Origin of the sequence: uncultured Moraxella sp., from assembly GCF_945873075.1 — a bacterium.
In the GTDB taxonomy this organism is placed as follows: Bacteria; Pseudomonadota; Gammaproteobacteria; order Pseudomonadales; family Moraxellaceae; genus Moraxella.
The window spans coordinates 1-14772 of record NZ_CAMCBS010000022.1 but is presented as its reverse complement, the minus strand read 5'-3'; the positions used below and the strand labels follow the sequence as shown (position 1 = coordinate 14772).

Annotated in this window: 14 protein-coding genes; 7 read left to right on the top strand and 7 right to left on the bottom strand. The window is 48.6% G+C overall.

Features of this window, described 5'->3' with window-relative positions:
• Positions 1-29 precede the first annotated feature (29 nt).
• Positions 30-386: a 50S ribosomal protein L20 gene (gene rplT, locus Q0N89_RS07830; RefSeq protein WP_078254653.1), complete on the bottom strand. Its 357-nt coding sequence runs from the start codon at positions 384-386 to the stop codon at positions 30-32.
• Between the two features lie 30 nt (positions 387-416).
• Positions 417-611, bottom strand: coding sequence for a 50S ribosomal protein L35 (gene rpmI, locus Q0N89_RS07825; protein WP_078254654.1), 195 nt, complete (start codon positions 609-611; stop codon positions 417-419).
• Between the two features lie 367 nt (positions 612-978).
• On the opposite strand from rpmI, the gene Q0N89_RS07820 reads away from it, so the two are divergent.
• Positions 979-1710 (top strand): UTRA domain-containing protein, encoded by a 732-nt coding sequence (locus Q0N89_RS07820; protein WP_294035135.1) that lies wholly within the window; start codon positions 979-981, stop codon positions 1708-1710.
• Positions 1711-1765: 55 nt separating this feature from the next.
• Here Q0N89_RS07820 and trpB read toward each other — a convergent pair whose 3' ends face one another.
• The 5 genes from trpB to Q0N89_RS07795 form a co-directional block, all read right to left on the bottom strand.
• Entirely contained in the window at positions 1766-2980 is a 1215-nt protein-coding gene (gene trpB / locus Q0N89_RS07815) for a tryptophan synthase subunit beta (RefSeq protein WP_294035133.1), read from the bottom strand.
• 107 nt (positions 2981-3087) lie between these two features.
• Positions 3088-4200: a metallophosphoesterase gene (locus Q0N89_RS07810; RefSeq protein WP_294035131.1), complete on the bottom strand. Its 1113-nt coding sequence runs from the start codon at positions 4198-4200 to the stop codon at positions 3088-3090.
• Between the two features lie 23 nt (positions 4201-4223).
• Complete coding sequence (locus tag Q0N89_RS07805) at positions 4224-5189, bottom strand: alpha/beta fold hydrolase (RefSeq protein WP_294035129.1); 966 nt, start codon at positions 5187-5189, stop codon at positions 4224-4226.
• 115 nt (positions 5190-5304) lie between these two features.
• Positions 5305-6150, bottom strand: a complete 846-nt coding sequence (locus Q0N89_RS07800) for a DnaJ domain-containing protein (RefSeq protein WP_294035127.1) — start codon at positions 6148-6150, stop codon at positions 5305-5307.
• A 19-nt stretch (positions 6151-6169) separates the two neighbouring features.
• Positions 6170-8113 carry an ABC-F family ATP-binding cassette domain-containing protein gene (locus Q0N89_RS07795; RefSeq protein ID WP_294035125.1) on the bottom strand — a complete coding sequence of 648 codons (1944 nt, stop codon included), beginning with the start codon at positions 8111-8113 and terminating at the stop codon, positions 6170-6172.
• A gap of 190 nt (positions 8114-8303) precedes the next feature.
• On the opposite strand from Q0N89_RS07795, the gene Q0N89_RS07790 reads away from it, so the two are divergent.
• The 6 genes from Q0N89_RS07790 to Q0N89_RS07765 all read left to right on the top strand — a co-directional run.
• Positions 8304-8852, top strand: a complete 549-nt coding sequence (locus Q0N89_RS07790; protein ID WP_294035123.1) for a carboxymuconolactone decarboxylase family protein — start codon at positions 8304-8306, stop codon at positions 8850-8852.
• 204 nt (positions 8853-9056) lie between these two features.
• Positions 9057-10214 (top strand): acyl-CoA dehydrogenase family protein, encoded by a 1158-nt coding sequence (locus Q0N89_RS07785; RefSeq protein ID WP_294035121.1) that lies wholly within the window; start codon positions 9057-9059, stop codon positions 10212-10214.
• Positions 10215-10224: 10 nt separating this feature from the next.
• Positions 10225-11586, top strand: a complete 1362-nt coding sequence (locus tag Q0N89_RS07780) for an FAD-dependent oxidoreductase (protein WP_294035119.1) — start codon at positions 10225-10227, stop codon at positions 11584-11586.
• A 79-nt stretch (positions 11587-11665) separates the two neighbouring features.
• Complete coding sequence (locus tag Q0N89_RS07775; RefSeq protein WP_294035117.1) at positions 11666-13063, top strand: CmpA/NrtA family ABC transporter substrate-binding protein; 1398 nt, start codon at positions 11666-11668, stop codon at positions 13061-13063.
• Positions 13060-13935: a nitrate ABC transporter permease gene (gene ntrB, locus Q0N89_RS07770; RefSeq protein WP_294035114.1), complete on the top strand. Its 876-nt coding sequence runs from the start codon at positions 13060-13062 to the stop codon at positions 13933-13935. Before Q0N89_RS07775 ends, ntrB begins: the two co-directional genes overlap by 4 nt.
• The coding region (locus Q0N89_RS07765) for an ABC transporter ATP-binding protein (protein ID WP_294035112.1) at positions 13925-14772 on the top strand (848 nt) is incomplete at its 3' end. The genes ntrB and Q0N89_RS07765, both read left to right, overlap by 11 nt.

The following is a 14772-nucleotide window of genomic DNA, read 5'->3' as shown; positions in this document are numbered from 1 at the left end:
TGAGCAGGGCTTTGTGTCTGATTGACAGCTTATGCTAGAGCAGCTTTTGCTTTTTCTGCGATTGCAGTGAAAGCGGCAGCGTCATGCATAGCGATGTCAGCTAGGATACGGCGGTCAATCTCAACATTTGCCTTTTTAAGGCCGTTGATCAGACGGCTGTATGACAAACCGTTTAGGCGAGCACCAGCGTTGATACGAGCAATCCACAGACGGCGGAAAGAGCGTTTTTTGTTACGGCGGTCACGATAAGCGTATTGACCAGCTTTCATAACAGCTTGTACTGCTACACGATACACACGAGAGCGTGCGCCATAGTAACCTTTTGCACGAGCTAGAACTTTTTTGTGACGGCGGTTTGCTTGTACACCACGTTTTACACGAGCCATTTTATTCTCCTAAAATATCCGAAAAGTTGATTAGATGTATGGGCACATACGACGGATTGAAGCCACGTCTGATGCGTGCACCATAGTGCAACCACGCAATTGACGGATACGCTTTGGAGATTTTTTGGTCAAGATGTGACGCTTGAATGCTTGCTTACGCTTGAAGCCGTTTGCAGTTTTTTTGAAACGCTTAGCGGCACCACGTTTGGTCTTAAGTTTCATAATAACCTCTTTAAAATCAAAAGCCTATCGGCTTGATGAATACCTGTTCACCAGTTTGACCGACCAAAATCAGCCACTGTCTAAAGGTGGGAGCGTGGATTATAGCATAAAGCAGGCGGACGGACAAGGACAATCCATGCTTTAATTAGTATTTTTATCGTGATATATCAAAATAACATAATATTCATTGATGTTTTGCATGATTTATCAGATTGTTGCTAAATTGACTTTCTTTTTTTATAATTTTTTACTAAAATAGTACAATTTAAACAAGGCATTAAGCCGCTGATGTTTTACCAATGGATGGCGCTTGGCTTTGTGTCGCCACGAGCGAGTACAAGCGACAAGCAAATTAACAATTGAGCCTAACATGACCACAAAAACCCCTGCATATCTGCGTATCAAACAAGCCATCGTCGCCAATATCCAATCGGGCGACTGGGCGGCAGGTACTGCCATTCCTGCCGAGATTTCATTGGCAGAGCAGTTTGGTGTCTCTCGCATGACCGTCAATCGTGCATTAAAAGAGCTTGAAGCTGAAAGAATGCTTGAGCGTCGCCAAGGCTCGGGTACTTTTGTCGCCCAACAAAAATTCAATGACGCTCAGATCGTCGTGCGTAACATCGCCAAAGACATCACCGAGCAATATCAGCACTATCATACCGAGATCTTACACCAAACTACCCTGCACGCTGATGAGCTGTCACAGCCGAAGTATCAGTGGCTGAGCGATATCTTTTTTGATGGCGCACCTGCGGCTACGGATAAGCTGTATCAGGTCAATATCGTGCACTATGGCGATGATCTGCCGATCCAGTACGAAGAGCGATGGGTCAATGCTGCCGTCGTGCCTGAGTTCATCAACCAAGATTTCACCGAGACTAACACGAGCGACTATTTGATCGATCATGTGCCCTTAGAATATGGTGATTATCAAATCCAAGCCAAGCAGCCAAACGATGAGATCCGTCATATTCTACAAATGTCAGCCATCGAACCTGCCCTACTGCACACACGCCACACCAAATCGCAAGGTCAGTCCGTGACCTATGTCAATATGTGGCACGCAGGTGATCGTTTTTGGTTCGCTAGCCAATTATAACTCAATAAAAAAAGCGGAAAATTTATCTTTTCCGCTTTTTGTTTATCCCATCAAATCACACATCAATCTGACTTAATACAAAGTCCAAATCCTTATCGCCACGCCCTGACAGATTAACCAAGATTTTTTGGTCTTTACCAAGCTTTTTGGCTTCACGGATGGCGAACGCCACTGCGTGCGAGCTCTCAAGCGCAGGGATGATGCCTTCCATGCGTGATAATAGCATAAAGGCATCTAGGCATTCTTGGTCGGTCGCTGATTGATACTCTACTTGCCCGCTGTCCTTCAGATAGCTATGCTGCGGCCCAACGCCGGGATAATCCAGTCCCGATGCAATCGAATGCACAGGCGCAGGCTCGCCGTTTTCATCAAGTAATACATAGCATTTGAACCCTTGGATTTCGCCTTTGACACCCAAGGTCAAGGTCGCTGCATGGCGATGATGACTGTCAAGCCCTTCACCCGCAGGCTCAACGCCAACTTTACGCACCGTATCATCATCCAAGAACGCATTAAACAGCCCCAAAGCATTTGAGCCACCACCCACGCAGGCTGTCACCACATCAGGCAATCCACCTGTCAATTCGCCAAACTGACGGCGAGCTTCGTGTCCGACGATTGATTGAAAATACCCCACCATCTCAGGATACGGCGCAGGCCCTACCACCGAACCGATGGCGAACATACTGTCATCTAGCTGATTCAGATAACTTTCAAACGCACTGTCCACCGCTTCTTTGAGCGTGCCTGCACCACGAGAGACCGGTACAAGTGTCGCACCCAAAATCTTCATGCGAGAGACATTCGGATGCTCTTTGGCGATATCCACGACGCCCATGTGGATTTCGCACTCAAGCCCAAGCAGTGCCGATGCTGTCGCTAGTGCCACGCCATGCTGTCCTGCGCCTGTCTCGGCGATGACTTTTTTCTTGCCGAGTCGTTTGGCAAGCAATACTTCACCCAGACAATGATTAATCTTGTGCGAACCTGTGTGGTTCAAATCTTCACGCTTCAGATAAATCTGCGCACCGCCTAAATGCTCAGACAGTCGGCGAGCATGATAAATCGGGCTTGGGCGGCCGACATAGTGTAGTTGTAGCGCTTCGATTTCTTTTAAGAAATTCTCATCAGCAATCATCGCACGAAAGCCGTCTTCGATTTCTTGCATCGCTGCTGCCAGTGCAGGATGTCCGATTTTACCGCCAAATTCACCGAATAGGCCGTCTTGGTTTGGCACGACGGTATCATTTAATCCATAAAGCTTGGTCATCATATTCCCCTTAAGTATAAAATGGGCGCATCATCACGACACGCCCATTCATTCTAGCCATATTTTAAAAAAAGTAAAGCTGATTTTGAACACCAAAGATGGTTTTGCTATTTTGGTGCACTACCCACCATGTCGATAATCCACACTTCTGACTGCGAGCCTAAGCGCAGCGGCACGCCCCACAGCCCATAGCCGGATGAGACCACCGTGTGCATCTTGCCCACCTGCTCATAACCATAGCCGATGCGGTTCATCATCGCGACGATAAAATTCGCTGGGAAAATTTGCCCATTGTGTGTATGCCCCGAGACTTGTAAATCAATGGGTAATTGGCTATTGTCATCGATTTGGCTTGGGCGATGATCGAGCAAAATCACAGGCTTGGTGCTATCGACTTGCTCAAGTAGTTCTTTGGTGCTTAGGCGCTTGGCATAATGATCATCAAAGCGACCAATCACCGATAGGCTTGTGGTTTGACCGTCTTTTTGGATGTCGATTTGGGTGGTTTTATCATCAAGTAGCACTGCGCCTGTGTCGGTGATGGCGGTGATGATGTCGGTTTGGGCTTGTCTGCGGTACAGATCATGATTGCCAAGACTTGCCACTGCGCCATAGCCAGTTGCATCGACCACCGCCTTAAAATGACTTGCCATACCAAGCGCATCATAGGCTACCGTATCATCATCCATGACATCACCCGGAATCAGCAGCAGATCCACCTGTTCATCTTGTAAAATCTTGGTAAGCTTATCAAGATGATCGATGCCAACAAGCTCCCCCAAATGCAAATCACTCACCATCGCCAAACGCACAGGCGCAGGCATCGGCTTATCAATGCTGATACTTAGGTGGCGCACCGTCGGCGTATAGACATTATAAAGGCCCAGCCCAATCAAGCCAACAAAGCTTGCCACGCCAAAGGCTCTCAGGCTATGCCCAAGCATGATGCCAGCTTTGGACGCCACAAAGCCCACCGCCAAAGTCAGAGCCATCGCCATCACCGCAATCCACATCATGCTCAAATAGCTCATGCCAAAGCGAAACGAGCCTGTGATCAGTAGCACCAAGATGATGTTGCTCACGACAAATAGCCCAATCATCACCGCCTTTAGCATCGTATCGGACGCCCACGGGTGCACAAGCCACTGCACGCCTGATGCCAGTGCATAGGTGCACAGCTGAAATAAGATGGCAATCACCGCCATAAATAAGATACGCATCACGCTTTGCCTATGGATAATTATTAATTATTATTAAAAAATGATAATGCAGAATTAGCAACGAAACTCAAATCAAATTGACGAGTTTTATAATCATAATCCAAAAAGCCAATATGCCCGCCGTGCTTGGTGTCAAGCAAAGTGACATCCGCCGACACATCGCCTGCCGTCGCTGTCAAGCCCAAAAATGGATCATCTTTGGCAGTGATAATCAGCGTCGGATGCGCCACATCAATCAGATAAGGCAGTGCCGACGCCTGACGGTAATAATCGTTCTTTGAGCGGTAGCCGTGTCGTGGTGCGGTAAAAGCTTCATCAAAGTCGCCCATACGCTTGGCACGCTTGAGCAGCTCAATTTCATCGGCACTTAGGCGATTATCCAGTGCTTTTTTGACAATAGGGTTTAGCAGATATGGCGTATAGATGTGCCGCCCAAGCAGTCGCTCCATCGCCACCGATGCCGATGCCAGATCCACTGGTGCCGAGACGACGACCGCCTTTTGGCACAGTGCCGATGTGCCGTATTCACCCATGTATTTGGCTAGGGCATTACCGCCCAGTGATACACCGATGGCATAAATGGTGGCAAATTTATTGGATAGATATTCTAAATAATGATGCACTTCTTTGGTGTCGCCAGCGTTATAAAACACATCGCCTGACACCGCCACGCCACCACATGAGCGAAAATGCACCACCACAAAATGATAGCCCTGCGCCTGTACTGCCTGTGCTAGCGTGCGTGCGTAGTGGCTTTGGCTTGAGCCTTCCATACCATGAAACAGCACCACCAGTGGCGTGTGATATTTGCCATCATCACCGATGGCTTCATCGGTCAAAAGATAATCAAACGCCACATCGCTTTGATTGAGCGAATCTTTGATTAGGGTGCGTGTGTAATTTGGCTCAAATTTGACCAAAAACTTCGGCAAAATCGTCTGTAAGTGCGGATTTTTTAGCCATAATGGTGGGTGAAACTGTGTCGGCATGGGTATCTCTGAATCAGTGGGAAAATATGCGGTTGGTTGTTGATGGTGGCGATGGGGTGATTTTTCTAGGGCAGAGTGATTTGTTTGGCTAAATTTTATACAGTATCACGCACGCTTAGCCTTGTACTTCAAAGACCACCACCAAATCGCCTGCGCCATCGCTACTTGGCAAGCCCCGACCGCTTAGGCGAACACTGGTCAGATAGTGCGCATGAGCAGGCACACCAAGCTGTAGCGATAGTGGCGGTGGCAAGACCACCTGCGCCCCTGTATCGATGTCGCGACGGCTCAAGGCGACCGTATAATAAACATCCAGCCCACGCACGATGACATTGGGCTCGCTGATGGCAATCTGCACCGTGACTGTGTCAGCGCCACGAGTCAGATGAATGGTATCGCCTGTGGTCAGCCCCTTAGGTAGCGTCGTCTGCCATGTCTGATGGTTCACCGTGAAAGTCACTTCACCGCCATGATAGGCCAGCTGTAGGCTAATCTGACAAATGGGTAGCTCGCTTGTATGATTCAGCTGTCGCCACAGTCGCTTGGCGTGCTTGATGGCTTGCCCTGCGATACGCCCTGCACCGCTTGCGATATTATCTTGTACAGATGCAGGCACTTTGGATTTGACGACTTTACCAAGCTTATCGACTTGCTGTTTAGCAAATGCGCCTACCGTATCTGCTACCTGCTGTTTTTTGGCGAGTAGCCACTGTCTGCTTTGATGCTCAAGCCATCGCTCATCATAGCGTTGTCGCAGATCGGTATCTTTGAGCGTAGCATAGGCAGTATTGAGCAGGCTTGCCATCTCATCATCATGCCCGCCATCAGCTCTGTCGGGATGATGGCGGGCGATTTGACTGCGATAGGCACGCTTGATGGTGGCGACATCTGCCGACTTTGGCACGCCAAGTAATTGATAATAATCAATAAAATGATCAGACTGCCCAAAATGTTTTGTCATCTTATCCCATCATTGCTTGTTATGCCAAGTCCGCTTCAAGTGTCTCAAGTTCATCCATCGCTGCGAGCATCTGCTCCTCGCTGCTGTCGATTTTGGCTTTGATGTCGCTTTGTTCGTTTAATAATTCTAATAACTTTGGCTTATTAGAATCATCATACAGACTGCTGTCAGAGAGTGTGGTTTCTATCGTTTCAAGCTTGGCACTCAGTATCTCAAGCTCACTTTCTAGCTTGGCGATTTGTTTGCGCAGTGGCGCAGTTTGCTCACGGATTTGGGCATTTTTTTTGCGTCGCTCTTCTTTACTTAGCCCATCATTGGCAGGGGTCTGTGCTTGTGGATTGGTGTTGTCAGCTTTGGTGACTTCTTTTTGTTCTTTGTGGGCAAGCTGTCGTTCTTGGCGGGCTTTTTTGAGATGCTCGGCATAATCGCTCATATCACCGACAAACTCAGTGCAGCGACCATTGGCCACTAGCCACAGCTCATCACACACCGATAGGATCAAATCACGATCATGCGACACCAAAATCAGTGCCCCTGCAAAGTCTTGTAGCGCAAGCATGAGCGCATTTCGCATCTGCAAATCCAGATGGTTGGTCGGCTCGTCAAGCACCAAGACATTGGGGCGTTGCCACACCAACAATGCCAGCATCAGCCGCGCTCGCTCACCGCCCGAGAACAGTCGGCTCACCGTGTCAATGCGCTCACCCCGAAAATCAAAACCGCCCAAAAACGCCCGCAACTCAGCATCCGATGTCTGCCCTGCGATGCGTCTTAGCATCACCATCGGCGTGGCATCGTCATCTAGGCTGTCCATCTGATGCTGATTAAAATAGCCCAGTTTCAATGTCTCAGACACCTTATGCACACCGCTAATCAGTGGTAGCTCACCGACCAATGCCTTGATTAAGGTGGATTTGCCTGCGCCATTTGCCCCAAGGATACCCATGCGTACGCTTGGGGTGATTTGTAAGTTTACCTTAGAAATCATCGGCACGCCATCATAGCCAATGGTGGCATTATCTAGACCAATGAGCGGAGATGCCATGTGCGATGGCTCATAGAACTTAAAACTAAACGCACTGTCCGCCATCACAGGGCTCAGCTCAGTCATACGGTCAAGCTGTTTGATACGGCTTTGGGCTTGCTTGGCTTTGGTCGCTTTGGCACGAAAACGGCGGATGTAGTCTTCAAGGTGCGCACGCACGGCTTGTTGTTTTTCGTAGGCTTGTTGCTCTTGGGCGAGTCGTTCGGCTCGGGTGCGGACAAATTGGCTATAATTGCCTGTATATAAAGTGATTTTGCCCTGCTCAATGTGCAAAATATGCCCACAAATGGCGTCCAAAAATGCTTGGTCGTGACTGATGAGCAAAATGAGCCCATCGAACTTTTGTAGCCATTCTTCGAGCCACAAAATCGCATCCAAATCCAAATGGTTGGTCGGCTCGTCAAGCAATAGCACATCAGCACGGTGCATCAAGGTGCGAGCAAGATTTAGACGCATTCGCCAGCCGCCTGAGAACATCGCCACCGCCTTGGTATGCTCAGCTTCACCAAAGCCCAAGCCTGATAAAATCATCGCCGCCTTAGCACGGGTGCGATAGCCATCAATCTCTTCAAAACGCTGATAAATCGGCGCAATCTCATCGGCAGGCAGCGCATCTTGGCGGCTGATTCTGTCATTGAGTTGCCACCATTCATCATCGCCTGACAGCACATAGTCGATGGCAAGCATCTCGGTGGCGTGCACTTCTTGCGCCATGTGGGCAATTTGCCAAGTGGTAGGCAGGCTAAGTGTGCCCACATCCGTGCCATGCTCGCCCAGGATAGTGGCGAACAAGGTGGATTTGCCCGTGCCGTTATTGCCGGTGAGACCGATTTTTTGCCCTTTGTGTAATTGTAAATTGACATCGCTAAATAGCAGTCGCCCTTCTCGGCGCACCGCCACATCTTTAAATTCAATCATGCTGTGTATCTACTGGTAAATAATGGCTTATTTTAGCACATTTGCCTTATAATGCAGATAAAGTTAATGCAGATAAAGTGGCACACAAAACCGCCGTCGCTGATAAATTTATCTGTCGCCCCTTGCAAAAGCCCATCGCCGTCCCTATACTAAGCCCATCTTTCACTGAACTTTTTATAAGGAAAACAAGATGGCTCGTCTAACCGTCAACACTCTAGAAACCGCTCCAGAACAAGCCAAAGAGCGCATGGAAATGGTACAAAAAGCCAATGGCTTTATCCCAAATCTGATTGGCGTACTTGCTAATTCACCACAAGCGCTTGAAATGTATCAAGAAGTCGGCAAAATCAACAGTCGCACTAGCCTAACGCCTGAAGAAATCGAAGTGGTACAAATCACCGCAGCGGCGCACAATGGCTGTGATTTTTGTGTGGCAGGTCATACCAAAATCGGTACCCTAAAGCTAAAAATGCCTGAAAACGTGCTAAACGCTCTGCGTGCTCGTACCACCATCGAAGACAACGCCAAATATCAAGCCTTGGCACAGTTCACCATGCAGCTGATTGATAAGCGTGGCAAAGTGTCTGATGAAGAATTGGCAGCCATCAAAGCAGCCGGCTACAGCGAACAAAACATCCTAGATGTGGTGCTTGGCGTGGCACTAGCCACCCTGTGCAACTATGCCAACAATGTCGCCCAAAACGATATCAACCCAGAATTGCAGGCGTATGCGCCCTAAGCTTGGATAGCTTGAGCTAAGCTGACATAAGCCCTGAACGCAAGTTTGGGGCTTAGTTGTATTAATATCCAAATAATTTACCGATAAATACCTATCCTTAGTCAAAAACAGAATAAGAAATACATTGACTGTTTGATTTATAATAATTCGTTTTATTTTTGTTTATGGATATTCAATGGATTATCCACAAATATTGGGTTTGTTATGAAGCACTTGAACACCTATTTTGCTGACACCATCTCACCAAATGCCATCGGCAGTATCGATGTTTGGCAGCGTGATGATTTTTTGACCAATATCAGCCAAACCGCACGCCAATCACTTGACCCCATCGCCATCGACAAGGGCTATTATCCGACTGCCGAGATGGCACAGCTGGCTCGCCTTGGGGCATTTTCGGCGCATCTGTCTAGCCAAGGCAGCCGCTTTGGTGATGCCATCCTTGCCACTGCCAAGATTGGTGAAGTCTGTGGTACGACAGGCTTTTTGTCATGGTGTCATCAGGTATGTGGCTTGTATCTTGATCAATCAGAAAACACCACGCTAAAGGCCAACATCCTGCCAAGCCACATCGTCGGTGATAGCTTTGGCGGTACAGCTTTGTCCAATCCGATGAAAACCTTTGCCAATATCGAATCGATGATTTTGCGCGCGACCAAAGTCGATGGCGGTTATGTGGTGTCAGGCACACTGCCGTGGATTAGCCACATTGCGCCGAACCAGTACTGCGGTGCGATTGCTCGTGTGGATGGCGAGAATAAAGATGTATTTTTCTTGCTGAGCTTTGATGAAGTGCGCCGTGGACAATGGAAGCTGAACGCTTGTCCGACCTTTAGCGGTATGGAAGGCTCAAGCACTTGGCAGATTGAGCTCAATCAATATTTTGTGCCGACAGACACCATCATCGCCGACCCTGCCAAAGCCTTTATTGAGCGTATTCGTGGGGCGTTTGTGCTGATGCAACTTGGCATTGGCGCAGGTATTATCCAAGGGGCGATTAACGACATCATCGCTGTCGATGCCCAGCTTTGCCATGTCAATCAATACCTAGAAGACCAAGCAGGCACGCTACAAGACTCGCTGGATAAGCTTGTGGCACGCACGCTCAATCTTGCCAAGACACCATTTGAGACGCACAAAGACTTTTTCCTTGATGTGCTAGATACTCGCATCCAAGGGGCGCAATTATCACTGACCGCCACCCAAGCGGCGCTACTACATCAAGGCGCAAAAGGCTATCTAATGAGCGCTGCGCCACAGCGTCGTATTCGTGAAGCACATTTTGTGGCGATTGTCACGCCTGCCATCAAGCACCTACGCAGCCTGTCACAACAGCTGATGAGCGATGTATCACCAACCTAAGGAGATGGCGATGAGTGAGATTTTGGCACCTGTAAATATGGACAAAGACGGCAACCCAACCGACGGGCGTGGCGCATGGCGACAGTATCTGTGCCGTGCTTGTGGCTGGATTTATGATGAAAAATTGGGCGATGCTGATGGCGGTTTGCCTGCTGGCACTCGCTTTGAAGATATTCCTGATGACTGGATGTGCCCGCTGTGTGGCGTGACCAAGCGTGACTTTGAGCCATTTGTTCAGCGAGAAGCACTGGCAGTCATCGCCAAACCCTGTGCGGATAATGGCGTCATCGTCATCGGTGGCGGTACAGCAGGTTGGACAGCGATTGAAGCGCTTCGTAAGCTTGATGACTGCTTGCCCATCACACTCATCACCGCTGACAGTGGCGACCGTTATATGAAGCCACAATTATCCATCGCCATCAGCCAAAACAAAACCCCTGATGTGCTCATCACCAAAAAAGCGATTGACCTTGCCAAGACGCTTAATATCAATCTCATTGCCCACACCTTTGCCACCGCCATTGACAGCGATAAGCAAGTGGTACGCACGACACGGGGCGATTTTGGCTATCGTCATCTGATTATCGCACAAGGGGCGACGCCATTTTTACCACCGACCTTGCCTGCTGATAAAGTCTGGCGGATTAATCACATTGATATGTTTGGTCAATTACAAGCCAAACTGTCCGCTCGCCCAAACCAACACATCGCCATCATCGGCGCAGGGATGATTGGCGCTGAGCTTGCCGAAGACATCGCCAAAGCAGGTCATCAGGTGACACTCATCAACCGTGACGAGTTGCCCCTTGCCGAAATCCTACCGCCAATCGCAGGTCAAAAAGTCCAAGATGCGCTCACCGGCATCGGCATCCGCTATCATGGTAGTGCCACCGTGCATGGCATTGATAAGACAGCTGACGGCTATCAAATCCATCTTGATAATGACATCATCACTGTCGATGAAATCGTGGCAAGCACGGGGCTTATCACCGACAATCGCTTGGCACGCATGGCAAACCTTGACCACACCCCCCAAGGCATCATCGTCGATAGCCATACCCTGCGCACATCCAATCCGCATATTTTTGCCATCGGTGACTGTATCGTGATTGATGGCAAGCCGTGCCGTTTTGTTGCGCCGCTGCGTGAACAAGCCGCCGCCATCAGCCACGAAATCCTATCCTTGCCACACGCAGGCTATCAACACAAAGCGCCACTGGTGCGCCTAAAAACCAAGTCCATCATCGTCTCGGTCACAGGCAATCCTGACAAAACTTGCGACTGGCAAATCATTGACGATAGCGATGCGCTGTTTGTGATGACCCAAGAGCGTGATGGCGTGACCACTGCCAAAATTGAGCTGAAGTTATAATCATATCCTAAAAGTGAATTTACCATGCCGACGCTTTTGGGTGTAACATGGTGCTGTTTTTTTATTCTAAGTGTTTATTATGCCTAATATTTTTCGCCCCTTTGATGATGAGCCTATTCAATTTGGCTGCACCTGTGGCAAACACGATAGCCAAACGGAGTGCAATCAAAGCCTGCTACTTGATGAGCGATTTGCCCATGTCCAAAACGACAGCCGCAGTGAGCATACCACCACCGATATGATTGAAGCGGTGGCAGTCAAGGCACTGTTTCCGCATGAACCGACCCGCCGTGCGTTTTTAAAATCAGTCGGTAAAGGCACTGCCCTTGCCGCCATCGCAAGCGTTTTGCCCTTAGCAAGCCTACAAGAAGCCGCCGCCATTGATGTGTTAAAGCCCGAAAAAAAGAGCGTGGATATTGGCTTTTTGCCAATTTTGTGCTCAACGCCGCTTATCATGGCTGACCCATTGGGCTATTATGAAGAGCAAGGCATCAAAGCCAATTTACATAAGCGGGCAGGCTGGGCGCTTGTGCGTGACCAGATGATGAACCGAGAGCTGGATGCGACGCATTTTCTTGCGCCCATGCCACTTGCCATCAGTCTTGGCTTAGGCTCAGCCAAACAAGACATGAAAGTTGCCGCCATTCAAAACACCAACGGTCAAGCACTAGTGATGGCACTCAAGCACGCTGATAATCGTGACCCACGAAACTGGAAAGGCTTTACCTTTGCCATTCCGTTTGAGCATAGTATTCATAATTATCTATTAAGATATTTCTTAGCAGAACATGGACTTGACCCTGACAAAGATGTCAAGCTACGCCTGACCACGCCGCCTGATATGATTGCCAATTTAAAAGCAGGCAATATTGATGGCTTTTTTGGGCCTGAGCCGTTCAATCAGCGTGCTGTTTGGGACAAGGCAGGCTATATTCACACGCTGAGCCGTGATATTTGGCTGGGTCATCCGTGCTGTTCGTTTGGCACATCACAGGCCTTTATCAATGAAAATCCACAGACCTTTTTGGCGATGTATCGGGCGATTATCAAGGCAAATGTCATGGCAAATGAGCCAAGCATTCGCAAAGACTTATCCAAACTGCTCTCGCCTGCCAAATATCTAGGTCAGCCTGAATTGGTACTGCGTCAGTCCATCATGGGGCGCTTTGCCGATGGCGTGGGTAATGTCCAAGATTTCCCTGACCGCATGGGCTTTGATGTCATGCCGTGGCAGTCGGTGGCGGTGTGGATGCTCTCGCAAATGAAACGCTGGGGCTATCTAAAAGACAACATCAATTATCAAGACATCGCAAATCAAGTGTTTATGCTCACCGATGCCAAAAAACAAATGCAAGAAATGGGCTACACCGTCAAAGAAAACGAACCGCAAATCACAGTGATGGGTAAGGCGTTTGACGCAAGCCGTCCTAATGAGTACATCAATTCCTTTGCCATTGGTCAAAAGGTGAACGCATGAAACTAACAACCAAAACCAAAGGCTATCTATTATCCTTACTCATCGTGCTAGCCACGCTTGGCGTATGGCAATGGGCGACCTTACCCCAAAAGATTTATGCACCGACCGACCCATTAAAGCTAGAATACAGCGTCTTGATGGGTGATATTCCTGAATTTACCAAACCCGGTGCACTCGTCGCCACTGCCAAAAGCGAATTTCCCACGCCAAGCGACTTTGGGCAAACTGCCATCACTCATTTATCCAATCCCTTTTATGATAATGGCTTGAATGATAAAGGCATTGGCATTCAGCTTGGCTATTCTATTGGGCGGGTGCTCTTAGGCTTTTTGCTTGCGATGATGGTGGCGATTCCTTTGGGTTATGCCATTGGTATGTCGCCGATTTTGGGTGCAGCTGCCACGCCGTTTGTACAGATTTTAAAGCCGATTTCACCGCTTGCGTGGATGCCGATTGCGCTTTATACGATTAAAGATTCGAATGCGTCGAGCATTTTTGTGATTTTTATTTGTTCTATTTGGCCGATGCTGACGAACACCGCCTTTGGGGTGGCGTCTGTCCGCCGTGAATGGCGTAATGTTGCCAAAACGCTTGAGCTATCGCCTTTACAGACTGCTACCAAGATTGTCATTCCTGCTGCCGCACCGACCATTGTGACAGGGATGCGCATTTCTATGGGGATTGCGTGGCTCGTGATTGTTGCTGCCGAAATGCTCGTGGGTGGTACGGGCATTGGTTATTTTGTGTGGAATCAGTGGAATAATTTATCGCTTGCCAATGTGATTTTTGCTGTGCTGCTGATTGGTCTTGTGGGTATGGTGCTGGATATGCTGTTTGGCGTGCTACAAAAAAAGGTGAGCTATGTTGAATAATGATGGCAAATTGATTGAAGTTGGCAGTCTGTCCAAGCGCTACGGCGATGGCGATAATGTCTTTGAAAATGTCAATTTTGATATTTATAAAAATGAGTTCATCTGTTTGATTGGACATTCAGGCTGTGGCAAATCGACGATTTTAAACGCCTTAGCAGGACTTGAAAACGCCACATCAGGCAGTATCACTATGAATGGCAAAGAAGTCATCAAGCCTAGCCTTGAGCGGGGTGTGGTGTTCCAAAGTCATGCACTGCTCCCATGGCTGACTGTCGGCGAGAACATCGGCTTTGCCCTAAAGGCAAAAACGCCCAACATCAGCGCCAATGACCTTAGCCAAAAAATTGATTTTTATCTAGCGATGGTCGGACTTAGCAAGGTCAAAGACAAAAAGCCAAGTCAATTATCGGGCGGTATGAAACAGCGTGTGGGGATTGCCCGTGCCTTTGCCACGCAGCCAGAGCTACTACTGATGGATGAGCCATTTGGCGCACTGGACGCTTTGACCCGTGGGGTGATTCAAGATGAGCTCGTTAACATCGTCGATGAAACGCAGCAGACGGTGTTTATGATTACCCATGATATTGATGAAGCGATTTTGCTTGCTGACCGCATCTTTTTGATGAGCAATGGTCCACGGGCATTTTTGGCAGAGATTGTAGAAAATACTATCCCGAAGCCACGCCACAGGGACAATATCCACCATCATGCGCATTATTATAAAATTCGCAATCATCTCTTGGATTTCTTGGTGCATCGCAGTAAAGCACTACAACAGCAAAGCGAACGCCCGAGCCATCCAAAGGTCATCAACTTTAGCCAAATGGCGTGGGATGG